The 21651-nt window shown below is 54.7% G+C and carries 23 protein-coding genes; 16 read left to right on the top strand and 7 right to left on the bottom strand.

Annotated features, from left to right (window positions below):
- Positions 1 to 105: 105 nt before the first annotated feature.
- A complete protein-coding gene (locus tag ACYX34_RS00115; protein WP_462074520.1) occupies positions 106 to 612 on the bottom strand; it encodes a tetratricopeptide repeat protein in 507 nt (168 codons plus the stop codon).
- A 473-nt stretch (positions 613 to 1085) separates the two neighbouring features.
- Here ACYX34_RS00115 and ACYX34_RS00110 point away from each other — a divergent pair, with 473 nt between their 5' ends.
- Together ACYX34_RS00110 and ACYX34_RS00105 are read left to right on the top strand one after the other, a co-directional pair.
- Positions 1086 to 1946: an OmpA family protein gene (locus ACYX34_RS00110; RefSeq protein ID WP_462074519.1), complete on the top strand. Its 861-nt coding sequence runs from the start codon at positions 1086 to 1088 to the stop codon at positions 1944 to 1946.
- A 320-nt stretch (positions 1947 to 2266) separates the two neighbouring features.
- Positions 2267 to 2482 (top strand): hypothetical protein, encoded by a 216-nt coding sequence (locus tag ACYX34_RS00105; protein ID WP_462074518.1) that lies wholly within the window; start codon positions 2267 to 2269, stop codon positions 2480 to 2482.
- A gap of 50 nt (positions 2483 to 2532) precedes the next feature.
- Here the strand turns inward: ACYX34_RS00105 and ACYX34_RS00100 are convergent, their stop codons facing one another.
- Positions 2533 to 2883, bottom strand: a complete 351-nt coding sequence (locus ACYX34_RS00100; RefSeq protein ID WP_462074517.1) for a DUF2147 domain-containing protein — start codon at positions 2881 to 2883, stop codon at positions 2533 to 2535.
- Between the two features lie 757 nt (positions 2884 to 3640).
- Between ACYX34_RS00100 and ACYX34_RS00095 the strand changes: the two genes are divergently transcribed.
- Entirely contained in the window at positions 3641 to 4009 is a 369-nt protein-coding gene (locus ACYX34_RS00095) for a hypothetical protein (protein ID WP_462074516.1), read from the top strand.
- A gap of 145 nt (positions 4010 to 4154) precedes the next feature.
- Here ACYX34_RS00095 and ACYX34_RS00090 read toward each other — a convergent pair whose 3' ends face one another.
- Positions 4155 to 4460 (bottom strand): P-II family nitrogen regulator, encoded by a 306-nt coding sequence (locus ACYX34_RS00090; RefSeq protein WP_462074515.1) that lies wholly within the window; start codon positions 4458 to 4460, stop codon positions 4155 to 4157.
- 154 nt (positions 4461 to 4614) lie between these two features.
- Here ACYX34_RS00090 and ACYX34_RS00085 point away from each other — a divergent pair, with 154 nt between their 5' ends.
- Positions 4615 to 5001 (top strand): hypothetical protein, encoded by a 387-nt coding sequence (locus ACYX34_RS00085; RefSeq protein WP_462074514.1) that lies wholly within the window; start codon positions 4615 to 4617, stop codon positions 4999 to 5001.
- A gap of 187 nt (positions 5002 to 5188) precedes the next feature.
- On the opposite strand, the gene ACYX34_RS00080 is transcribed toward ACYX34_RS00085, so the two are convergent.
- The 3 genes from ACYX34_RS00080 to ACYX34_RS00070 all read right to left on the bottom strand — a co-directional run bounded on the left by ACYX34_RS00080 (position 5189) and on the right by ACYX34_RS00070 (position 9289).
- The gene (locus ACYX34_RS00080; RefSeq protein ID WP_462074513.1) at positions 5189 to 6391 is read right to left on the bottom strand and encodes a hypothetical protein; all 1203 of its coding nucleotides are present in this window, start codon (positions 6389 to 6391) and stop codon (positions 5189 to 5191) included.
- 74 nt (positions 6392 to 6465) lie between these two features.
- Entirely contained in the window at positions 6466 to 7911 is a 1446-nt protein-coding gene (locus ACYX34_RS00075; protein ID WP_462074512.1) for a cytochrome P450, read from the bottom strand.
- A gap of 34 nt (positions 7912 to 7945) precedes the next feature.
- A complete protein-coding gene (locus ACYX34_RS00070; RefSeq protein ID WP_462074511.1) occupies positions 7946 to 9289 on the bottom strand; it encodes an MFS transporter in 1344 nt (447 codons plus the stop codon).
- 60 nt (positions 9290 to 9349) lie between these two features.
- Here ACYX34_RS00070 and ACYX34_RS00065 point away from each other — a divergent pair, with 60 nt between their 5' ends.
- On the top strand, positions 9350 to 9874 hold the full coding sequence (locus ACYX34_RS00065) for a hypothetical protein (protein ID WP_462074510.1): 525 nt from the start codon (positions 9350 to 9352) through the stop codon (positions 9872 to 9874).
- Positions 9862 to 10740, top strand: a complete 879-nt coding sequence (locus ACYX34_RS00060) for a hypothetical protein (protein ID WP_462074509.1) — start codon at positions 9862 to 9864, stop codon at positions 10738 to 10740. The genes ACYX34_RS00065 and ACYX34_RS00060 overlap by 13 nt, the downstream gene beginning before the upstream one ends.
- 61 nt (positions 10741 to 10801) lie before the next feature.
- On the opposite strand, the gene ACYX34_RS00055 is transcribed toward ACYX34_RS00060, so the two are convergent.
- On the bottom strand, positions 10802 to 11644 hold the full coding sequence (locus tag ACYX34_RS00055) for a transglycosylase SLT domain-containing protein (RefSeq protein WP_462074508.1): 843 nt from the start codon (positions 11642 to 11644) through the stop codon (positions 10802 to 10804).
- 179 nt (positions 11645 to 11823) lie between these two features.
- On the opposite strand from ACYX34_RS00055, the gene ACYX34_RS00050 reads away from it, so the two are divergent.
- The 10 genes from ACYX34_RS00050 to ACYX34_RS00005 all read left to right on the top strand — a co-directional run.
- The gene (locus ACYX34_RS00050; RefSeq protein ID WP_462074507.1) at positions 11824 to 12333 is read left to right on the top strand and encodes a DUF2314 domain-containing protein; all 510 of its coding nucleotides are present in this window, start codon (positions 11824 to 11826) and stop codon (positions 12331 to 12333) included.
- A gap of 152 nt (positions 12334 to 12485) precedes the next feature.
- Positions 12486 to 14000: a glycosyltransferase gene (locus tag ACYX34_RS00045; RefSeq protein ID WP_462074506.1), complete on the top strand. Its 1515-nt coding sequence runs from the start codon at positions 12486 to 12488 to the stop codon at positions 13998 to 14000.
- 198 nt (positions 14001 to 14198) lie between these two features.
- Positions 14199 to 14621 (top strand): nucleoside-diphosphate kinase, encoded by a 423-nt coding sequence (ndk, locus tag ACYX34_RS00040; protein WP_462074545.1) that lies wholly within the window; start codon positions 14199 to 14201, stop codon positions 14619 to 14621.
- A 171-nt stretch (positions 14622 to 14792) separates the two neighbouring features.
- Entirely contained in the window at positions 14793 to 15179 is a 387-nt protein-coding gene (gene gcvH, locus ACYX34_RS00035) for a glycine cleavage system protein GcvH (RefSeq protein ID WP_462074505.1), read from the top strand.
- Positions 15180 to 15270: 91 nt separating this feature from the next.
- Complete coding sequence (gene lpdA, locus ACYX34_RS00030; RefSeq protein ID WP_462074504.1) at positions 15271 to 16704, top strand: dihydrolipoyl dehydrogenase; 1434 nt, start codon at positions 15271 to 15273, stop codon at positions 16702 to 16704.
- Positions 16701 to 17147, top strand: coding sequence for a ComEA family DNA-binding protein (locus ACYX34_RS00025; RefSeq protein ID WP_462074503.1), 447 nt, complete (start codon positions 16701 to 16703; stop codon positions 17145 to 17147). Before lpdA ends, ACYX34_RS00025 begins: the two co-directional genes overlap by 4 nt.
- A complete protein-coding gene (gene tyrS, locus ACYX34_RS00020) occupies positions 17144 to 18355 on the top strand; it encodes a tyrosine--tRNA ligase (RefSeq protein WP_462074502.1) in 1212 nt (403 codons plus the stop codon). The genes ACYX34_RS00025 and tyrS overlap by 4 nt, the downstream gene beginning before the upstream one ends.
- Before the next feature lie 520 nt (positions 18356 to 18875).
- The gene (locus ACYX34_RS00015) at positions 18876 to 19550 is read left to right on the top strand and encodes a LuxR C-terminal-related transcriptional regulator (RefSeq protein ID WP_462074501.1); all 675 of its coding nucleotides are present in this window, start codon (positions 18876 to 18878) and stop codon (positions 19548 to 19550) included.
- Between the two features lie 239 nt (positions 19551 to 19789).
- A complete protein-coding gene (locus ACYX34_RS00010) occupies positions 19790 to 20113 on the top strand; it encodes a hypothetical protein (RefSeq protein WP_462074500.1) in 324 nt (107 codons plus the stop codon).
- 69 nt (positions 20114 to 20182) lie between these two features.
- On the top strand, positions 20183 to 21651 hold a 1469-nt coding region (locus tag ACYX34_RS00005), incomplete at its 3' end, for a phage tail sheath family protein (RefSeq protein ID WP_462074499.1).

The raw sequence follows: 21651 nt of genomic DNA, 5'->3' as shown, positions 1-21651 counted from the left end.
GTACGCAATCACCTGGTTGCCATTTTCGCGATGCCGAGAGGTTTGACCTGAAGTATGGGATTGGAAGGATAGATGCCAGTGAGTGCTGGGAAATGCGAGTAGCTCTCAGCAACCCTTAAACTGGTTGGCCTGGCACTGTTGTGAAAGCCTCTTGGCTTCTGTGATTTGTGCGGGAGTCATGCGCTGGGCGACATCGTCACGATTTTCTTCCGCTTGCTTCTTTTCGTCACCCTGCATATGTGAGGCTGCAAGATTCACCCACATATAGGCCCGCACAAGGTCTTGAGGACCGCCGAGCCCTGCGAAATAGAGCTCCGCGAGGTTGTTTTGTGCCATCGGATGACCCTGTGCTGCGGCCTTCTCATACCAGGTTCGCGCTTGGGCATGGTCCTGTGGCATTCCTTTCCCTTTGGCATACAGCTCCCCGAGGCCGTTCTGTGCCTCCGCATTTCCCTGATTGGCCTGAGCCTGAAGTGTAGATAGGTCTTTCGTGCCGGCCGGTGGGAACGCCATGCTAGACCCAACGGGGAGCACAAGAGTCGCCAGAAGGATGATGACGGCAATGGCATGCATGAACTGCTGAGTATGCCGCGCAGGCGAATGGATCGTCAAGATGAATTCTACCGAGCCCTCTGTGGGTACTCTGGCGGAGGGGGCGTGGGCGAAAGCTGAAGGGTCCGATTCTTCAATTGCAGCGGGGGACCAAGATTGAGTCCGGGAATTTGTGGTGGCTGTACCCGGATGATTTGTTCGCCGTTCGGGAGATTGGTTGTGTTATGTATATTTCCGGCAGCATCCATGTAGACGGTTGTGCCCCCTTCTTCATTCAGCACTTGCTGTAACCGGTCCTTCGCGCTGGGCTGTGGAGATGGTATCTCCTCATCGGCAAGCGATAGACTTGGCGAGACGCTTCCGATTGCTATTAGAATGAGGCATGCCGCGCTCTTGTACATGCAGTGATTATACTGCTGAATGATAATTAATCAAACCATACGATTCAAGGGGAGACAGATACCATTCGCGGACGCATTCCCTAACGAACGGTGTCCAGAGTGGTCGTTGAAAATATCAGAGGGGAGATGGACATGCACCGCGTATCATATCGGATCATTGGGCATTACGGGTTGCTATGGTGGACCGTCGTAGTCTTGCTCAGCACCGTTCCATTGCAGGCAGCTGAGACAGATCATCCTCTATTGAGCGGCATGGCCGACTTCGAGATACGAGGGAAAAAGAGCGTCGACTTCGACCGTTTCCAAGATGGGCCGATTGATTGCGGATCAAACGGCTGCAAGTCCGACGCGATTCAAAACTCCACCTTTCAGACTGAAGGACGTGTGACCGAGCTAGACTATTCGGCAATCAAGGATGTGGGGGAATTGGCCATTCTTCGCAACTACGAAAACGCCATTCAGTCGTTAGGAGGTGTGCGCGTCAATCCAACCAAGTATACTTTCGGGCGCCATGTGTTCCGGATCGAAAAAGACGGTGCGACGACGTGGGTTGCTCTCAATATTATCAGCGCCTCCGGGTACCGCTTAGCCATCATCGAGCCGGCTATGCTGCAACAGACGGTGACGGCCGGTCAGTTAGCTGCACAAATCAAGAAGCAGGGGTTCGCCACTCTCTATATCAATTTTGATACCGCCAAGTCCGCTCTTAAGTCGGATGCACAGGGAATGATTAAAGAGGTCGCCTCCATGCTGAAGGCAAATCCCGATTTCAAGATCTCGATAGAAGGCCATACCGATAACATCGGCGATGCGAAGTCGAACAAAAAACTGTCAGAAGACCGCGCCCACGCTGTGATGAAGGCTGTGGTGGCGCAAGGCGTCGATGCAACACGACTGACGGCGGCAGGATTCGGCATGGAACAGCCAGTTGCAGACAACCGCACCGAAGAGGGACGAGCAAAAAACCGGAGGGTCGAACTCGTGAAACGATGAAAAGTGAACTGGTTGTCGTAAACCACTTGGGCAGGTGGCTTACGACAACCGCCTGATCAAACCCACATCGTCATCGTTGCTCCGTCGCGTACCATCTCCGTCAGTCGGCCCGTATCGCTGTAGAAATAGCCATAGATGTTTGCGTGCGTAGGGTGCCGATATGGCGACGGATAAGGGCGGTGTCTTGATGAAGGCAATGTCTCATAATTCTTGATACAGACATTGTGTCGATCGTACAGCTCTGAACTATTCGCTTCCTGCTCTTGTTTAGACGCTTCAATGAGACGATCCGTTGTAAAAGTCGTGTCCCCGCAATAGAAATGATACACGAGAACAATATTCTGAATGTCGAACAAATGCTGTGCAGTAGTGATGGGACTCAACACATCAATGGCACATCCTCCGGACACGACGGCGGGAAAGATGGTTGTGGAGGAGGCGATACGATTACCCGAGGTACCAAGGATGATCTTTCCAGGAAAGACCTCGTCGCCATGCGCTTGGGAAGGCTACAGAGTAAGAACAATCACAAATAATACCTCCGAAATTCTCTTCGAAGCAGATGTTTCAAACCTTGAACCGAATCCTACAGCGGCACCGGCGTCGCCTCAGTGCTGGTAGACTTACTTGACCGAACCTCCTCCTCCATTATGAACTCGGTACCAGGTTTGTGTGCGAGAGAATGGGCCGATATCGCCACGAACCACCGGCGAACGATTGTCATCGGTGAGACGCAACCGCAGGAAGTGGTGTCCCCGTTATCCGGATCAAGGATACGGCCTCCTTCCCACCACGGGTCTTGCGCCGGACGAACCCCTCTGATGATTTCCATGCCCTTGAGGAGCTGACCTTTCCGGTCATCCGTGTATTTTCTGCAATGAGTCTCTTCCTTCGAGGGATCAGGTGACAGGCTGCGCTCAAGATGTCCAGTGAGCACCCCCTCCTGCTCGGTAATGCAAATTTCCGTGCGCGGCTGTCCGGTCGTCGCTGTTGTGCCACAGCCCGACAGGGGGCGGTTGATCGGCTATGGCAGAATCGTGCTGGAGTCCTGATGCAGTGAGGATCCACGCCAGCAACCCGATAACGAATCTGCCTGACGTGATGGTGCCGCGCATCGACGGCGAGGCATGTCGTCGGCGGTGTGAGCGCTGAGTTCGGTGATGACAACATGGTGTGACCGGCATCGTCTGCATGGTACTACCGGTTTGGTTGTCGTGCCAAACCCTTTGTATTCGTGGCCGAACCGAAGCGGTCCTGTCGAAAACCTTGAAATGCGTTGCGTGAAAACTCATCTCGCGATACCCGTAGATCGAACGCCGGCTTCCGGCGTCAACCGGTCTTCACACTCAAGGATAGGGAGGAGGATGTTCATGCATCTTGTTGTCGTCGCGGCAGTTGCGGTTGGGTTGGTGTATTTGCTGTGGCAGATCAGGGCGTAGTGCGCGGCTGTAAGTAGCTCCATTGGGCGTGCGCACCTCACCCGCATGATCTTGCACGGCCTCCAGGGGACAACCAGCTGGGCGCCGTAGGTATGCGGGTCTGTGCGCACGGCTTGTTCTATCATTTCTGCGAAATGCTCGAGTCGAAAACCACAAAATCAGTTGCCAGAAATCCCGTCTCACGGTAGCCGTAGACTGGGCGCTGGTTTCCAGCGTCGGTCATATTCGGGTCACCTATTTCAGGGGAGGTAGTTCATGCGGTTCATCGTTGTACCGGCAGTGGCGTTCGCCCTCGCGGTTGGAACTGGTGTCGTGGCGATGGCAGATGAGCTGACTAATCTCGGCTCAGAATTGAAGAGTGAAATGGGCTCTGTGGCCGGCGAAGCCAAAGGCGAGATGAAGGCCGAGCAGGAACAGATGAGGGAGAGTTTTAAGTCAAAGAAAGACGAGATGAAGGCCGCCGCAAAGGCCAAGCGGGAGCAGATGCGATCGGAGATGAAGGAGAAAAGAGATGCGCTCAAGGCTGAGCGAAAGGAGATGAAAAAGGGGGCAAAGGCCAAGAGGGACAAGGCGAAGAAGCATGCGACAGAAGCCGTGGAGTCATTGGAGGGAGATACGCACTGAACGAGCGTTCCCACCGCGAGTTCCAACACGGCCTTCAAGAGGAGCCTCTTGGAGGCCGTTGTGTGTGAGCGTGGTGTAGGCAGGACGCGTACAACCATCCAAGCGGGTTCTCTGCGTGTGGGTGTGATGAGGTCAACGGGGTGAGCTACACCACTTGCTCACAAGCTAAGACAAATACATGGAGTGGGACGATACTGTCGCCTGTGGCCGATTCTTGTTCCGATCGGAAACGTGTGAATACATCAATGAGACGGTAGGCCAACTGGTCGGAGACCGCCGTTAAGATCATGCGGTTGGTCGTGGGGGCGAGAAAGAATTGGCTGGTTAAGCCTGTCGCGCCTTTCCCGGTGACATTGTGCAGTTCGCTGTAGGCGGCTACTTCGTACTCAGTGAGTAACGCGTGTATCTGTTCCACGAGTGATTCACGGAATACAATGACCAACATTTTCATACGTGATACTCCTGTGCGTGAGCGAGAAGTGGTAATCCGGATATCCTCCGACCATTGTGACGCCATTGTCTTGGGAGTAGGCAAAAAAAACAAGCGGAAGGGCCAGAGCGACAGGATCCTTGTCGAGGAATAACGGGGATCCGGCTCGACAAGTTTGGAGAAGATACGCTATAAATTAGCAGCTGATCGGGTGTTCAACGGCATTAACGAGGTCGGTGCTATGCAAGAATATGCAGTGTATTACGGAACTGCCTGTCTCATCCTTTCCGTGTATCTTCTCTTCAAGGGCATTGTTGCCGCTTCACGCCAGCGAAGCGAAGATCAGTCCACGACGCTGGTGCCTGCCTATGTCTATGGAATCCTGGCGTCGATATCGCTCACCTATGGGTTGGGACTTCTCAAGCTCAAGTTATCCGGTTGGGAACTGCCTTGGTGGGGAAATCGGATTATTTTCCCGGGAACGACCATGCTTTTCCCCGGTATTATCTATCTGATCGGTCGCCGTCCACCGAAGCCCAATCTCGATCGGGTCGACGCGTAGCCGGACGCGGAAAAAGACCGCCAGCGGCGTTCTCACGTCGCTTCAACCGGCGTGAAGCGTATCTTGTGAAACGTCGGTCGCTTGCGAAAGACGACGACCAACGTATGTGCGGGCCTCCTTGCTCGACAGCCTTTTGCGCACTCTGCGAGAGCTCAGCGTTGCTTCACGCCTCGATATTCGTGACGCACTATTTCGCGATCGTAATGCTTGGGACGCCGGCCCGCGGGACTTCCGTGACGGTCATCTGAAACAGTTGCGACAAGAGTTTGAACGCTTCGCGGTTCCATCGCGCTTGAGGGCCGGTCGTATTCACGGCGTAGTAGTTCCCATGAGATTTCATCGCGAGGTCGAGTTCGGACGGAGCTGACGACAAGACGAGAAGGTCCATCGTCTTTACGGGATTTTCAGCAACCTCCGGCGTGCGGGTGTCTTTCTCGACATGGTATTCCGGCTCTTCCGCGATGGAAAGCCCGAGAAAATTCAGCATCGCGTTGAAACTGCGTAGCCGAACGTCTCCCTTGAGTGGCCAGTCACCGCCATAGTGTCCCGGTCGAATATCAAACGTCACATCGTGCGGGAGCCCTTGTTCATTCTCATGCTGCAAATGGGCCCGCTCGTCTCGAGACAGGAGATTCGGATCGTAATTCGTGATGAATGTCCCGACTTCAACTTGTTTCCGTAACGTAAACGTTTTGTCCTTGGCATGGTAGGACACGTGGTACTCCTGTTCGAGTGCTTTGAAACCTTCGGCGGTGACTGATTCCGCTGGAATGGTCCAACTTTGTTCCACATTCAAGGGCTCGACATAGAGGCTATTGTGATCTTGAATTGCGGAGAGATGAAGGACCACCCGTCGGAACATCTCGTAGCTGGCCTTGTCGGACGGATTGTTTCGATAGGCGATTGTCCCATCGCCATGGCTCATTCGGACTTCCTTGGCCATCAATCGAAGGAGGAGGTCGATATCGATTCCTTGCCGCAGGAGCAAGGTCAGTTTGGCTTCATGGAACGGCGTGAGGAGGCGTTGGGTAAACTCTTCGCCCTCAATCGGGGCGATGCTGATCGTGGGATTCTCAGCCACGCTTCCGCCGATCACTGGGAGGATCGTTCGGCTGGCATCACCGGTCAATGCCGGTGTGGCGCCGGCGGTGAACCGAAAATCGAACGTCGCCGCGACATTGGAGACGCCGGTGAAGTGAATCGGCTGATGGTGTTGCGCTCGAGCGATGTTCACCAGCAGTTGCTTGGATTGCGATTCGGTGATGGCATCGTCGTAGGCGATCACGGCTCGTGTCAAACTGACCGGTGACAAGCAGCCGGCCTGCAGAACCATGCCGATCATACTGAGTAGGCTGCAGCCGACCGCCGTGAATACTCTCTTGTCAGTCATGCGTTCATGATGTGGCGTGAAGTTCTGATGCGCACTGGCGGGTTGTATCACATCAGCGGGCAGATGACTAGGAGTCAGAAGCAGTCGACTGATGCCACGGTGCTCGGTGTTTGGAGGGGGCGGAGTTGTTCAACGGTCATCTGCACCGGGATGTGAGGATGTAAGGTCATGCCAGGTTCCGGCTTAATCACCCGTCCGTCATTCAGGCGCAGGCGAATCTTTGATGCCACAGTCGCTAGGACCAAGAGCCCCTCAAGTTCTGCGAAGGATTCCCCCAGACATCGACGCCCGCCGGCACCGAATGGGATATACGTGAAGGCCGGGCGAGTCTGGCAGGCTGCCTCAGAAAACCGCTCCGGATCAAACTGCGTGGGATCAGGGAACCAGCGTGGATTTCGGTGCAGATTCCAGGGGCTGATGAAGACCCACGATCCGGGCGGAAGGATTGCCCCCGATGGAAGTCGATCCTCGGCATGGGCGACACGAGTATGGAGGCTCCATGCGGGAGGATAGAGGCGAAGCGACTCGTCCCAGATCATCTTGAGATAGCGCAACCGAGGCAGGTCGGCCGCGTCAGGAGGTCGATCGCCCAGCACGTCATTCAACTCGCAGACCAACCGTTCCCTAACCGATTCGGTCTGAGACAGAAGAGCCCAGGTCCAGGTCAACGCATTGGCAGTGGTTTCATGGCCGGCCAGCAAAAAAGTCATGAGCTCATCACGAATCTCTCTCTCGTTCAGTGAGTGACCATCGGCATCCTTCGCGGCCAGTAAGAGCGAGAGTACGTCGTTCCGATACGAGGGATTACGTCGCCGATCACGAATCAATTGAATGAGTGTTTCTTCTATCACGTGGAAACCACGCAGAAATCGACGATGCCGAGGAAGGGGAATCCAGAGCGGGATCAGGCTTGCGAGGAACGAGTCGTACTGTAGCTTGATGAGCCGTTGGCCGGCTGAAATGGCATCACGGATGAGGCTGGCATCCGCCTGTAAGTCTTGTCCGAACAGCAGGCGCCAAATAATCGAGAGGGTGAGGTGAGCCATTTCTTGTCCGATGTCGACTGTCATGCCATCATACCACTCTGCGACATGGGCGTGGGCCGTGCTGGTGATGAGGCTGCTGTACGCGGCGACTTGATGCCCGTGAAAAAATGGGAGGAAAAGCCGTCGTTGACGATGGTGGATAGTGCTTTCTGTATGCAGGACGCCTTGCCCGAAAATTCTGGATTCAACCGGCGGAACCGGTCCCTTCTGATAATTGTCTTGATTCGTCACCAGGATGTGTTTCACATCAGCGGGATGGTTCAGGACGTACATGGCGGCATCTGGTTGCCGCAGGAAAAACTCCAGGACATGTCCCATTGGGAGTTTGACGACGTCGCCATAGGTTTGGCAGCGTAAGAGAAAGCCGAGGGTGTCACGGCGAAGTTCAGGGAAATACCCCCACCAGCGTGAGACGGGTGGGCCGGACAGACCCGTACCTAGATTCGTGTGATCTATCAGGGGTGGCGAGGTCATGCCAGGGGAACTACAGCACGGTGTGTCTTCGCTGTCAATGAGGGTTGGGATGGGCTTGAGCGGCGGCATTCTTTTCGGCCTGAATGGTCAGAAGCACGAAAAGCGAGATGATGGCACAGAGACTCACGTACCAGCCTGGAGCAAGCGGGCTTCCACTTCGTTCAACAATCATGGTGGCGATCAACGGAGCGGTCCCACCAAACAGAGCCGATGCCATATTGTACGAAATTGAAAGCCCCGTGTAGCGATGGGCAACCGGAAAGAGGATGGCGACGACGGCAAAGAAGGGGCCCATGTAGGCGGCGACGAAGAGGGTGACACCCAACTGCGCCATGACCACCGCCATCACCTGTCCGCTGCTGAAGCACATGAAGAATGGGATGGTGCCGAACGCGAGCCCAACCGCACCGGCGGTGAGGACCCATTGAGGTCCGACTCGATCGGCTACCTTGCCCATGATCGGGATCAGCACCGCCATCATGGCCATACAGATGGTATTGATGGTTAAGGCGGTCTGCATCGGGAGATCGGTTACCTTCGTCAGATAGGTGGGGAGATAGACGTAAAAGATATAGAACCCTACGCCGTGCAGCAGCACGAGGCCGACAACTTGAAGCAGCGGTGCCTGGTTCTGCGTTGCGAAGTCACGAATCGGTGTGGACGAGACCACTCCACTTTGTTGGAGTCGTTCAAAGGCCGGTGATTCAGGGAGGTTTCGGCGGAGATACCAACCGACTACGGCGATGACACTTCCTGCCAAGAACGGAATGCGCCAGCCCCAATCGTGCAGAGTCTCCGGCGTGAAACTCGCACCGGCGATAGCGCCGACTCCGGAGCCCAACAAGGCGCCGATTTGTGCGCTGAAACCGGCCCAACTGCCGATATAGCCGCGTTCGTTTCGTGCGGCATGTTCGATCAGAAAGGTCACGGATCCGGTAAATTCTCCACCGACTGAGAATCCTTGAATAAACCGTAAGAGGGTCAACGCAATTGGCGCGGCGAGGCCGATCTGCGCGTAGGTCGGCAGCAGGCCGAGGAGACAGGTGGGGATTGCCATGAGGATGACCGACCATGAAAGCGCTGATCGGCGTCCTCGCGTGTCTCCCCAATAGCCGAAGCACAGCGCACCCAGCGGTCTGGCCAAAAATCCGACGGCAAACACGCTGAATGTGGCGATCAACGACAATGAGGGATCGGAGGCAGGAAAAAACAGGACGGACAAGACGGGGGCAAAGTATCCGAAGAGCGCGAAATCATACCATTCCAGCACATTCCCGATCGCACCGGCCAGGACCGTTGTGCGGAGTGCGTGGGGCCTCTCCGGAGCTATGGAGGGGTTGGTATTCATCACGGTGCGGTTGCGTACCCACCATACCATGAACCGAAGCATCCCGTGCGAGAGTTGCGTTTCCCCGTGAGGGCTCGGTAGAGTCGTTCCATGACAGGCCGCGAGAACCAGAGCCATTCGTTGTGCCGGTGGGGAATCGAGGTGTTTGCCTTTGTTGTGACAACGGGATTGTTGGCTGGTCTGTTGATATCCTGCAGCGGGGAGAACGCACCATTATCGTCCCCGATCCAAACGGAGACCGTTGCCGGGGTGGATGCCGACACGAACGGGGTGCGTGATGACGTCGATCGGTATATCGACACGACCTATGCTGACCAGGCCAGCGCTGATCTCAAGAAGGCCGTGCGTCAGTATGCGAGGGCCGTTCAGTCATCCCTGATTGATGCAGGCAGTCCAACCCTATCCCTCACCCACGCAACGGAACGGTTTCGGGCCTTGGAGTGCCTGATGGCGAGACGACCTCGTGACTTCCATACGGTGTTTGTTGACGTGCGCGCGCAACTTTTGAATACGTCGAGCCGTTCGGAGGCCTATCTGAAAGCCGATGATCAGGTGAAGACCGCGAGCATCCCTGTGCTGCCGGCGGACCAATGGGTGACGGCATGTCAATCGTGAGCATCCGATGGTCTCTTGTGCTGTCGCTGCTCGCGCTCATGGGAGCGGGGTGGTTGCCTGACGCGGACGTGCAAGGACAACCTCAACCGGCTTGCCAGAATGCGGGGGCTCCTCGCACGGCGATCTATTTTGTGAACGGGGTGACGACGACGCTCGATGAAGCGAGACTGAACGGTGGGAAATTGGAGCTGGAGTTTCTAAGCAAGCTCCCGACGATGATTCCGTCCGTTCAGGCCACGTGCCATCTGTTCTTTCTGAACATCAATCCGACCTCCGGAGCCGTTAAAGATTTTCTTGAAGCAGGTCAGCAACGGTTAGGGCTTACGGTGCCTGCTTTTTGGCGCGGGTTGGAAGGAGTGGGATTGGCGACCTCCGGCATGATTGCCCAGGTCTTGCAACGTCCGATTACTAAGGCCGATCAAATCGATCAGGCGACGATCACTCGCCATGCGACCACCTATCGGGAACAACTTGCATTCCCATCCTGCCGTCGTGTGCTTGTCGTGCCACATTCTCAAGGAAATCTCTACAGTAATGCGTCATATGACGAGGTGTTTGGACAGGTGCAGAAGCCACCGGTGGGTGCCGTGAAGATTGTGGGGGTTGCCACACCGGCCGATACAGTGCGTGGCAACGGACTCTACCGTACGTCGAGCGCCGATCTGCTCATCAATGGGATTCGCCTTGCCCTGCCTGGCACGTTACCGGCCAATACCAATTGGGGGATCAGTCCGTTGCTGCTTTCTCCAACCTATTCTGGTGGGCATAGCTTCATCGGGTATCTCACCGCTGAACCGAGCCGGACTCAGATCCTGGCGGACATGGAGTCCTCGTTGGGTGCGCTCGCTTCCGTCAACCCTTGCTAATCCCTCTGCTGACTCTTACGTTTTTCGATCAGACTCAGCACTCATGACGTAGCACTCGTCCTCACTGTCCCCTGAGGAACGTGAACTGCTGTTTCAAAGCGGAAATCTTCAGTAGGTAGGTTCTGAGATCATGGGCGCCACAGTGCTGGTGCGGCGTCAGTCGATAGTTCCGTTTGACATAGTTGCGGCCGGCTCCTGCGCCGCAGAGATGTATGACTGCGGCCAGCTCCTGTTTTTGTTCGAACGTAGCCTCGCGGTCTCCAATCAACCGCGTGACCTGTCGGTCGAGCAACGAGGCGGTCAGTTCCATGGCATGTCCAGGAATGACTCTACTATACAGGCTGTTGAACCAGCAGGAATCGAAATTGTTCCATGGTCCCGTTTCAACGACGACATGGTTGTGAATACAATAGCGTTTCCCTTCTTGAAACGTGCCGTCGGTGATCTGAAACATCCCGACAGCCGTGGAGGCAGGTTGATACCACTCCAGCGGATTGTGCGAGGTGAGGCGCCATTTCCAGTAGGTTCGCGCAACAGGATTGCCGGAGCCTTCGGCTTGCGCGATGGCGGCCAGCAGCTCCGGTGTAATGATCGCCGTCGAATGGATCTCGAACAGTGGTCCATACTCTCCCCACGTTTCACGAGGGCTTTTGTGAAAGGCCGGTTCGACCGGAAAGAATAGTTCCGTCGGCTTATAATAGGCGTGATAGATCCAATTGATGGTTAAAGCCACAGTGATGAGGATGGCTACCGTACTCCATACTTGAATGGTCGGCGGAGCCTTGAGGATGGCACGCAGACATGCGATGAGCACCCGCCAGCTTCCACGAACAACGCGTACCAGTGGATGCTTGGGACGCTGGTGGCGGGAAGGCGTGTGGGGGGCACCGTGACGACGCGACATGGTGTCGGTGTAACAATGACCAGATGAACTCATTCTGTCAACGGGGGTGGTCGGGAGACTTTGAGCGGTGATGAGGTGAGGTGGGGAGCCAACCGACGATCTTGCATTAGAGTCGGCAGAAGGGTCAATATGGTCGCCCTAGACGGACGGATGTTCTGCACGCGCGTGGGAGGGTAGGTATGAGAGGACTGGTAGCGCTGAAGATTGGGCTCATTGTGGCACTGATGTCCCCACCGGTGTTCGCTGATTCATTCACCGACAAGGCGAAAAGCGATAGTACGGTCGAGATCAGCGATGAGGATCCGGCGATGCAAAAGGCCATGGCGCGCGCCCGTGCCGGACTGGAGGGTTTTCTGAAAAAAGCGGGATCACCGCCGTCCGATACCGGCCACTATTCGGTGAAGGTGCGGGTGAGTGAAGGGGAGAGTCTTGAGTACCTCTGGATTTCCAATCTGAAAGGGGAAGGCGATCTGTGGTCGGGGCAGATCGAAAATCTGCCGGTGGTTCGATCATTGAAGAAGGGCCAGATGTATTCGTTTGCAAAGACGGAAATTGTCGACTGGACTTACGTCGATAAGGGCAGGAAAAAGGTCATCGGCAACTTTACGACCTGTGCGCTCTTGACCAAAGAACCACCAGATGTTGCCCAAAACATTCGGAAACAATATGGCCTGGAGTGTGATCGCTGATCATGAACATCCAGTGTCCTCTGTCGGCAGCGCATCGTCGGTGCTCTGACGTGGTGTGACCACAATCTCTTCCCGCCGATTCTTTCGGAACTCGTGCCAAAACGATCTGCCGGTGCTACTGTGGATCCACTGCTAGCCGTGCACGGATCCCTATGGGACCAGCGAGACTTTATAAACTCTTTCCCTCGCCGGATTGGGATGAGACGGATCTCGAGACGTCGTCTGATCCTTTTCATCCGGGAGGGCGATTCCAGACCAGTACCAAGAAAAAAGCGATCCGCGATCATTTCGATGCCTACGCCCCGCATCGGCTGTTCTGGGAGAAGAAGGCCAAGGCCTACTACGAGGATCAAACCCGCTATCTCAAGTTTCTTGTACCCGAGGGATTACGGGTCTTGGAAATCGGGTCAGGGATCGGCAATCTCCTTGCCGCGTTGAAGCCGTCGCGTGGACTTGGTATCGATTTGAGTCCTGTCATGGTGAAGGAGGCGGCTCAACGGCATCCGGCCTTGGAGTTTCGAGTCGGGGATGTCGAAACACTCGAGCTTGATGAACACTTCGATGTCATCATTCTCGCGGATGTGGTCGGCCATTTGCTGGATGTCCAGGCGGCGTTCAAACGTCTACGCCGTCTCTGTACCGCCCAGACCAGAGTCATCATGTCGTCTCACAACCATGTGTGGGAACCGATTCTCCGGTTGTGTGAGAACGTTGGGCTGAAGATGCCGCAGCGCGAGCAAAGCTGGCTCTCGCCGGCGGATCTCACGAATCTCCTGTATCTCGCCGATTTCGATGTCGTGAAGGTCGAGCGACGATTGTTGTTACCCTTGTCAGTTCCGCTGCTTGGTCCGTTGTGCAACAGGCTGCTCGCCCATCTCCCAGGATGGCGTGGACTCTGTCTGTCGCATTATGTGATTGCTCGTGCGAGGCTCCGGAGGCCGGAACGGCCCTATTCAACGACCATCGTCATCCCGTGTCGGAACGAACAAGGCCATATTGATGCGATCTTGAGACGGATTCCGGAGTTCGGAGGCCGCCAGGAGATTCTGTTTGTCGACGGGCATTCGATCGACGGAACCGTGGAAGAGATCACACGCGTCAGGGCATTTTATCCAAGTAGGAATATCAAACTCTTGGTACAGGATGGGCAAGGAAAACACGATGCGATCTGCAAGGGATTTGCCCATGCCCTGGGCGATATTCTCATGATCCTGGACGCGGATGTGTCGATGCCACCGGAGGCCCTTCCGAAATTCTATGAAGCGATCGCGAGCGGAAAGGGGGAGTTCATCATAGGCTGTCGGCTGATCTACCCTCAGGAGGGACATACGAGGCGTCTGCTCGTTCTGTTCGTCAATACGGTATTTGGAGCGGCATTCTCGTGGCTGCTCAATCAGCGAATCAAGGACCCGCGTTGTGGGACCAAAGTCTTCTTCCGGCGTGACTATGAACGCCTGGCGGCCAATCGACAGTATTTCGACGATGTCGATCCTCCTGGGGATTTCAATCTGCTGTTCGGTGCGTCCAAGCTCAATCTGCAGATTGTGGAGATTCCCATTCGTTACGAAGCACGGACCTACGGCACCAACATGATTCGACGTGTCGGGCAGAGATGGGTGCTGTTCAAGATGGTCGTCTACGGTTTCTTTCGTCTCAAGGCCGTCTGAGGTCGGAGGGACGTCTTCTCTCCTCGTGCGAGCCCTTCGATGAGTTCCGGATGAGCGGTTGCCGTACAAAAAATTGTGCTGGAGGTGCTGTGTCGTGCCGCTGCACCATGCTTGCAAGCCGGAAGAGTGCCCTCCTATAATGTGTCCACTGTTCCAGTGGATTCGCTAATAATATTCAATACTAGAGGAGTCGGATCGATCATGAACGAACGAACATTGGCCATCGTCAAACCGGATGCTGTAAAGAAAAATGTCATCGGGGATATTATCCTTCGATATGAACAAGCGGGATTGAAGCCGATTGCCATCAAGATGATTCATATGTCTCAGTCTGTTGTGGAAGGGTTTTATGCGGTCCACAAAGCGCGACCATTTTTCGGGAGCTTGTGCGCCTTCATGTCTTCCGGTCCTGCCGTGGTCATTGTGCTCCAAGGTGAGAATGCCATTAAAAGGAACCGAGAGCTGATGGGCGCGACGGACCCGGCAAAGGCGGACGCGGGAACCATTCGCAAAACCCATGGAGCGAATATCGAGTTCAATGCCGTGCATGGTTCAGACTCGCCGGAGACTGCTCAGTTTGAGATCGGCTACTTCTTCCCCGGTATGGAGATCTTCGCATAGCATCATTCGTAAACGGGCCGGCGATGATGGCCGGCCCGTTTCTTGACAATGCCACTCGCTCCCTCTACCATCCTGAGGAATTTACCAGGTCAGGGTTGAGGCTGAGCAATCGGGTGCCTGTCCTCGCCTGAACCTCAGCTTCTCATACTGAATCTCAAAAACGGAGCCGACATGATTCCATCCGATTTGCGCTATCATCAAGAGCATGAGTGGGTTCGAGTTGACGGCAAACAAGCGACGGTGGGGATCAGCCACTTTGCGCAGGATGCGTTGGGCGACATCGTCTTTCTGGAGCTTCCCAAGGTCGGGGCGACGGTGAAGGTCGGACAGCAGATCGGGGAGGTTGAGTCGACCAAAACCACTTCAACGATCTACACGCCGGTGAGCGGCACGGTCACCAAGATCAATACAGATCTAAAAGATCATCCTGAGGTGGTGAATTCAGACCCCTATGGCAAGGGATGGATGGCTGTCATCGAGCTGAGCAGTCCCGGAGAAGTTGATCGACTGATGACGGCCGCGCAATACGAGGCTTTTCTCGCCAGTCAGAAACATTGAACGTCTTGTCCGTTGGATCGCCGAACCATTGTGTGATTGGATCATTGGTGACTGGTTGCAATGCCTCAATCAACGATGAGCGATTGATCCAATGACTTCTTCACCCCACATCGCGATTCTTGGAGCTGGTCCCGGCGGCTATGTCGCAGCCATTCGTGCGGCTCAACTCGGCGCGCGGGTGACAGTCATCGAGCGAGAACAGCTCGGCGGGGTCTGCCTCAACTGGGGCTGTATTCCCAGCAAGGCGCTGCTCTCCGTCGTGGAGCTCGGTGACAAGCTCAAGAAATCGGAGGATCTGGGGCTCGTGCTTCAGGCGCCTGTGACCTACGATCTTGCCCGCATGGTGACTCGGAAAGAGAAGGTGGTTGCCACGCTTGTGAAAGGGATTGCGACTCTGTTCAAAGGTTGGGGGATCGAACAGGTCACAGGGCAGGGGGTTGTCAAGGACGCACGCACCCTTGCCGTGACACTGCCGGATGGAGCACAGCGTGAGATTCATGCCGATGCATTGGTGATCGCCACCGGATCTTCATGGCCGAACCTCCCCCAATTTCCCATTGATGGTCGGCAGATTGTGACGAGCCAGCAGATACTCGACCTGACACAGGTTCCGGCCAGCCTTGCCATCCTGGGTGGTGGGGTGGAGGGGTGCGAGTTCGCCGCGTTGTACAGCGGTCTTGGGACGCAGGTTACTATTCTGGAGCTGATGCCGCGGCTCCTCCCATTGGAGGATGAGGAGATTTCGTCCACGATGGAGCGGGAGTTGAAGAAGCGTGGGGTCACGGTCCTGACCGGAACCACCGTGGAGCAGGTAGAACGATCATCCGAATCAGTGGTGCTGTCGTTGAAAGACGGAAGCACGATGACGACCGAGAAGCTCTTAGTCTCGGTGGGGCGCGGATTCAACTCGCGAGGGATCGGATTGGAACAGGTCGGTGTTTCGATTGGGCAGCGTGGCGAAGTGCTGGTTGATGAACACATGCGCACGAATGTCTCAGGTATCTATGCAATCGGTGATGTGACAGGCAAGGCGATGTTGGCTCATGTCGCATCAACGCAAGGGCAGGTGGCGGTCGAGCATATTCTTGGGCATCAACGAGCCATCGATTATGACGTGATCCCAGCCGGTATCTTCACGCTACCGGAGATCGGACGTGTGGGATTGACCGAACAACAGGCCCGGGCGCGTGCGGTGCAGAATGGGAAGGATCCGAACCAAGCGGTGAAGGTCGGACGATTTCGCTATGGGGCTCTGGGGAAGGCTCAGGCGACGGGAGACACAACGGGGTTTTACAAAGTTATTGCCGATGCTGAGACGGATCGGATCTTGGGCATGCATATCCTCGGAGCCCATGCAGCGGATCTCATCCATGAACCGGCGTTGGCGATGCAAGTCGGGGCGACGGCTACCCAAGTGTCTGGACTCATCCATGCCCATCCGACGCTCGCCGAGGGCGTCATGGAAGCCATCGAAGATCTTGATGGGGCTGCTATTCACCAGCTGAGAAAGACGGGGAAGGGATGATCAAGTCTCTATTCCTTAAATTGGGAATGCTGGCCGTCACGATAGGAGTTGTGTTGTGGATGGGATGGGTGCGTCAACTGTCCGTCCAACCGCATCACGTCTCCATGCAAGGGGAGGTCACGCAGTTTGTGATCCATCCCACTCATCATGAGCCGGATCAGGGCGGTGCGACCAAAGCATCGATCAAGGTAGCCCACCTTCAGACGCCGGTATTGCTGGATCTGAATCGAGCCACTGCCGATGAATTGGAGGCCTTGCCCGGTATTGGTGCTGTTTTGGCACAACGGGTGATTGTGTTTCGAGAGTCGGCGGGACGGTTCCGGACAGTTGAGGATCTTCGTGGCGTCAAAGGAATCGGGGCCAAGAAATTTGAACGGCTGAAACCATTGGTGATGGTCTCTACAGGGGAGACACAACAAGAGACGGAGCGACGTGTGTCATGAAGGATATAGCCCAACAACTCGACTTGATACTCCGTGGTGCGGTGGAGGTCATTCAGCAGACCGAGCTCGAGGCCAAGCTGAAGCGATCGCTCTTGGAGAAGCGGCCCCTACGTATCAAGGCGGGATTCGATCCGACGGCGCCCGATCTGCACCTTGGACATACGGTCCTTATCCATAAACTGAAACACTTCCAAGACCTGGGACACAACGTGATTTTCCTGATCGGTGATTTCACAGGCATGATCGGCGATCCGACCGGCGTATCCGAGACACGCAAGGCCCTGACAAAAGAACAAGTCCAAGAGAATGCCAAGACCTACCAGCGTCAGATCTTCAAGATTCTCGATCCTGAGAAGACCACTATCGAATTCAATAGTCGCTGGATGGGACCGATGACGGCCGATGGATTGATCCAGTTGGCCGCACATTATCGAGTCGCCAGAATGATGGAACGGGATGATTTTCACAAACGGTATCATGAGCAAAAGCCCATCAGTGTCCACGAATTTCTCTATCCACTTGTTCAGGGATACGACTCCGTCGCGTTGAAAGCGGATGTAGAGTTGGGAGGGACGGATCAAAAATTCAACCTACTAGTCGGGCGCGAGTTACAACGAGACTATGGTCAAGAATCACAGGTGGTCATCACGATGCCGTTGCTCGAAGGCACTGACGGCGTGAAGAAGATGAGCAAGAGCGTCGGCAACTACATCGCGCTGGAAGACAAGCCAGGCGAGATGTTCGGCAAGGTGATGTCGATCAGTGACACGTTGATGTATCGCTATTATGAATTGCTCACGAGGGAAGATCTCGGTCAGGCCAGGTCACTGCATCCGATGGAAGCCAAACAGACGCTCGCTGAACTGATTGTGGCGCAGTACCACGGAGCTGAAGCAGGGAAACAGGCCAGAGCGGAGTTCTCACACAAGTTCCAGAAACAAGAATTTCCCGATGAGCCGGATGTGCGCGTGCAGCTGACTGCGCAGGACCTGCGAGATGGAAAGGCCATCGGGCTGGTTGATCTCGTCGCTAAAACAGGGCTAGTTCCCAGCAAGAGCGAAGCGCGCCGGTTGATCATTCAAGGCGGCGTCGAGATCGATGGGCAGAAACAGGGCGATGCCAATGCCACGCTCGAGGTTGTTCAGGGCAAACAGCATCGCCTGAAAATCGGGCGACGAAAATTTGCGACGGTGGAACGTGTCCAATAGCGACAGGCCCTTTGCGGAGTGAATGCCTTCCTACGTAAGCTGAGCGATAACATGCAGGTGTAGATCCAGCGCGAGTTTCTCTTCGTATTCTTCTGAAGCGACCTCATCTTACGTTCGTCAAACTCTCTCAGTTCCGCTAAGAGCGGATTGAATCCTTTTAGATTCACCAGCTCTGAATCTTTTTCGATACAGCAGTCGTGACACCTTTGCGTGGCGTATTACTTTGAGACAGATTGGATGTGAATCGAGCGTAGACAGCATGCGAATGGAACATGAAAACTCCAATAAAGTACAGGGCTTAGAATCGCATGAGGATTGTATGGGATCGTAAAAAGTGATCAGTGAGAGAGACAAGAATAATTATTTCAGTGGAATGATGTTTGCATTCCATATGTTTAGACTTCGTGAGCCTCTTGATCCAAGTAGCCGATGTTCAAGTTGGCGTTGGACCCTATTTTGAAGAACAGGATTCGAATGGTCGTCTTGCGGAACCTCTGTTGATGCTCACGATTGGATGGTCATGCAGACTTCAGAAGTTCGGATCGCCATCGTCCATAGTAACCAGCTTCTTCGTGAATCTCTCAGTTGTTGTCTTTCGCAGTGCGGTTCCTTCTGCGTCGTGCACATGGCGGCGCAATTAGGGGAGCCAGAACGGAATATCGCTGAATGTAGATCTGATGTCCTGATTGTAGAGTTTCCATTATTGCGTCAACAGGGTGAAAAGAACAGTCCTTGGGTGAATGGGTTGCCGCTGGGAGTGAAGGTCCTGGTGATCGATGTCCCTGATCGAGAAGCCGATATTCTCTATTGTATTGAGGCCGGAGGGGCTTCCGGCTATTTGCTACAGAACGCGTCTCTCAAGGACCTGGAAGCCAATCTCCGGGTGATCGCACGAGGAGAGACCCTCTGTTCTCCAAGAATCGCCCACCTCGCATTCTGTCGAATGTCATTGCTTGCTCGTCAGGAAGAAAGAGTCGGAGTGTCGAACGGCATAGCTCTGACCAGACGAGAGACCGAGATTGTGCAGCTGATTGAAGATGGGTTGAGCAATAAGGAAATCGCGACCAGACTTCACGTCGAAGTGTCGACGGTCAAGAATCATGTTCATAATATTCTCGATAAACTTCAGGTACCCAATCGTTATTTAGTTGTGAAACATGTGAAAGAACGAGTAAGTAGAGCCGGCAGCGTCTAGCCACCCCTCCCTTCCTTCCCCAAAGTAGCCACGATCGATTTTTCGGAAACAACGGGAAATGCGTACACGCTCGCGCGTGAAGGATTCGAGAAGATCTAGATCCGTCTGGATCACGCTGTAGATCCAAATTGATCATCCAGATCTATGGGAATTCAGCGCTAGTGGCACTACCGTGTGTATTCAGCAATGTGAGGTCGTCAGTGGACAGGATTAGGGTGCTTTTTGCGAATCATCCCGCAATGGTTCCCGATACTGTTCGAAGGCTCGTGGACGAACAGGACGATATGGAAGTGGTCGGCGATTGTCGTGGGCCGATGAAAATATTGCAAGAGACCGGTCGGGCTAATGCCGATGCTGTCATCCTCACTCAGGAAGGCGAGCATGAGCCTGGTCTTTGCAGTCAGCTGCTCGCTACGTATCCGGATTTGATCATTATGAGCGTGACACCAGACCTGACGGCGGCCTGTACGTTCCAGCTCACTTCGCACCGGAGAGACTTTATCAACATCGGTCGAGAAGACATTGTGCAGAGGCTTCGAGAGGCAAGCAGAATCAGTCACTGATTGACGGGGCAAGAAAGAGGGAAGTCAGAGGTGAATTAGAACGAACCAACAGCTGAGTGGAGGACACCAATGCCGACATCGCCGACATATCCAGGAGTGTACATCGAAGAAATCCCGAGCGGAGTGCGTACGATTACGGGAGTTGCGACTTCCATTACAGCATTCTTGGGCCGGGCTATTTGGGGGCCTGCGAACGAACCGGTGACAATAAACAGTTTCGGGGACTTTGAACGGCAGTTTGGCGGGTTGGGGGTGAACTATCCCATGAGTTACGCTGTTCGAGATTTTTATCTGAACGGCGGTAGTCAAGCGATCATTGTCAGACTCTATAAGGATCCGCAGGCACCTGACGATGCTAGGGCGAGCTTGGGAGTAGATGATCTGGCTCTCGTCGCAAAAAGTCCTGGCACATGGGGTAAGAAGCTGCGGGCAACGATAGACGTGGAAGTCTCCGATGAGATGCGGACACGTTTAGGGCTCAGCGCCACCGATGCTCTATTCAACCTTACAGTTCGGCTGGGGAATAGTAGTGAAAAGTTCTTGAATCTGACGGTCGCTGACACCACGCGGCGGATCGATAGAGTGCTTAAGGCTGAATCAAGTCTAGTGGAATTGACAGGTGACAAACTGCCCAAGGTCAAGAAGGCGGTAGACACATCAGACAAGCTTAAAAAGCTGAACGACGAATTGAATAAGGCAACCAGTGCTAACCCACCGGACCAAGCGAAGATCGATGCGGCAGAAAAGGCCTTAGCGTCTGCGAAGGAAACTGCCAAGAGTGAGTTGGCGGATGCAGCCACAAGCGCCGAAATTAAACTTACCGCAGCAAAAGATGCCAGGCCGCAGGTACCAGGTGACATTACCAAGGCTGAAACTGAACTGAAAAAAGCTGAAGAAGACATGAAGGGGTCCGATGGCGGTGATCTGAAGCAGGCGGAATATGAGGGTAAAAAAGATCTCAAAACCGGAATGTTCGCACTGGACAAAGCGGATCTGTTTAACCTTCTCTGTATCCCCCCGGACAAACGAGAAGACGATGTACCTCCCATTGTGTATCAAGCGGCCATGGCGTACTGCACCGAACGACGGGCGATGCTGATTGTCGACTCTCCAGCAAGTTGGAGTAAGAACAAAGATACAGCGACAGCTGAGGCCAAGAAGGGCCTGGGAGGGCTCGGACTGTCTGGCACCATGGCCCGCAATGCTGCCTTGTACTTTCCACGGGTGCTTGAAGCCGACCCGCTCCGTGATGGGCAAATTGATACCTTTGTTCCGTGCGGAATTATTGCCGGGGTCATGGCACGCACTGATACTGCACGCGGTGTATGGAAAGCGCCTGCCGGACTTGATGCAGCCATCAACGGCATTCAGGGTCTGAACGTTTCCCTTAATGATAATGAGAACGGCATGCTGAATCCGCTGGGGATCAATTGTTTGCGCATATTCCCGATCAATGGTCGAGTGATTTGGGGGGCGCGCACGCTGCGTGGCGCCGATCAACTCGCCGATGAGTGGAAGTATGTTCCCGTCCGCCGCAC

It is taken from the genome of Nitrospira sp. CMX1 (assembly GCF_054902215.1).
The sequence above is the reverse complement of the archived record's forward strand: the minus strand, read 5'-3'. Positions and strand labels throughout refer to the sequence as shown.

Bases quoted from the DNA above. Each gene is read 5' to 3' on its own strand.
- tyrS (WP_462074502.1), top strand. From the start codon at position 17,144: ATGAAGGATATAGCCCAACAACTCGACTTGATACTCCGTGGTGCGGTG.
- ACYX34_RS00075 (WP_462074512.1), bottom strand. From the start codon at position 7,911: ATGACCTCGCCACCCCTGATAGATCACACGAATCTAGGTACGGGTCTG.
- ACYX34_RS00065 (WP_462074510.1), top strand. From the start codon at position 9,350: ATGACAGGCCGCGAGAACCAGAGCCATTCGTTGTGCCGGTGGGGAATC.
- ACYX34_RS00045 (WP_462074506.1), top strand. From the start codon at position 12,486: ATGGGACCAGCGAGACTTTATAAACTCTTTCCCTCGCCGGATTGGGAT.
- ACYX34_RS00105 (WP_462074518.1), top strand. From the start codon at position 2,267: ATGATACACGAGAACAATATTCTGAATGTCGAACAAATGCTGTGCAGT.
- ACYX34_RS00095 (WP_462074516.1), top strand. From the start codon at position 3,641: ATGCGGTTCATCGTTGTACCGGCAGTGGCGTTCGCCCTCGCGGTTGGA.
- ACYX34_RS00015 (WP_462074501.1), top strand. From the start codon at position 18,876: ATGCAGACTTCAGAAGTTCGGATCGCCATCGTCCATAGTAACCAGCTT.
- lpdA (WP_462074504.1), top strand. From the start codon at position 15,271: ATGACTTCTTCACCCCACATCGCGATTCTTGGAGCTGGTCCCGGCGGC.
- ACYX34_RS00090 (WP_462074515.1), bottom strand. From the start codon at position 4,460: ATGAAAATGTTGGTCATTGTATTCCGTGAATCACTCGTGGAACAGATA.
- ACYX34_RS00080 (WP_462074513.1), bottom strand. From the start codon at position 6,391: ATGACTGACAAGAGAGTATTCACGGCGGTCGGCTGCAGCCTACTCAGT.
- ACYX34_RS00010 (WP_462074500.1), top strand. From the start codon at position 19,790: ATGGTTCCCGATACTGTTCGAAGGCTCGTGGACGAACAGGACGATATG.
- ACYX34_RS00070 (WP_462074511.1), bottom strand. From the start codon at position 9,289: ATGGTATGGTGGGTACGCAACCGCACCGTGATGAATACCAACCCCTCC.
- ACYX34_RS00050 (WP_462074507.1), top strand. From the start codon at position 11,824: ATGAGAGGACTGGTAGCGCTGAAGATTGGGCTCATTGTGGCACTGATG.
- ACYX34_RS00055 (WP_462074508.1), bottom strand. From the start codon at position 11,644: ATGTCGCGTCGTCACGGTGCCCCCCACACGCCTTCCCGCCACCAGCGT.
- gcvH (WP_462074505.1), top strand. From the start codon at position 14,793: ATGATTCCATCCGATTTGCGCTATCATCAAGAGCATGAGTGGGTTCGA.
- ACYX34_RS00110 (WP_462074519.1), top strand. From the start codon at position 1,086: ATGCACCGCGTATCATATCGGATCATTGGGCATTACGGGTTGCTATGG.
- ACYX34_RS00025 (WP_462074503.1), top strand. From the start codon at position 16,701: ATGATCAAGTCTCTATTCCTTAAATTGGGAATGCTGGCCGTCACGATA.
- ACYX34_RS00060 (WP_462074509.1), top strand. From the start codon at position 9,862: ATGTCAATCGTGAGCATCCGATGGTCTCTTGTGCTGTCGCTGCTCGCG.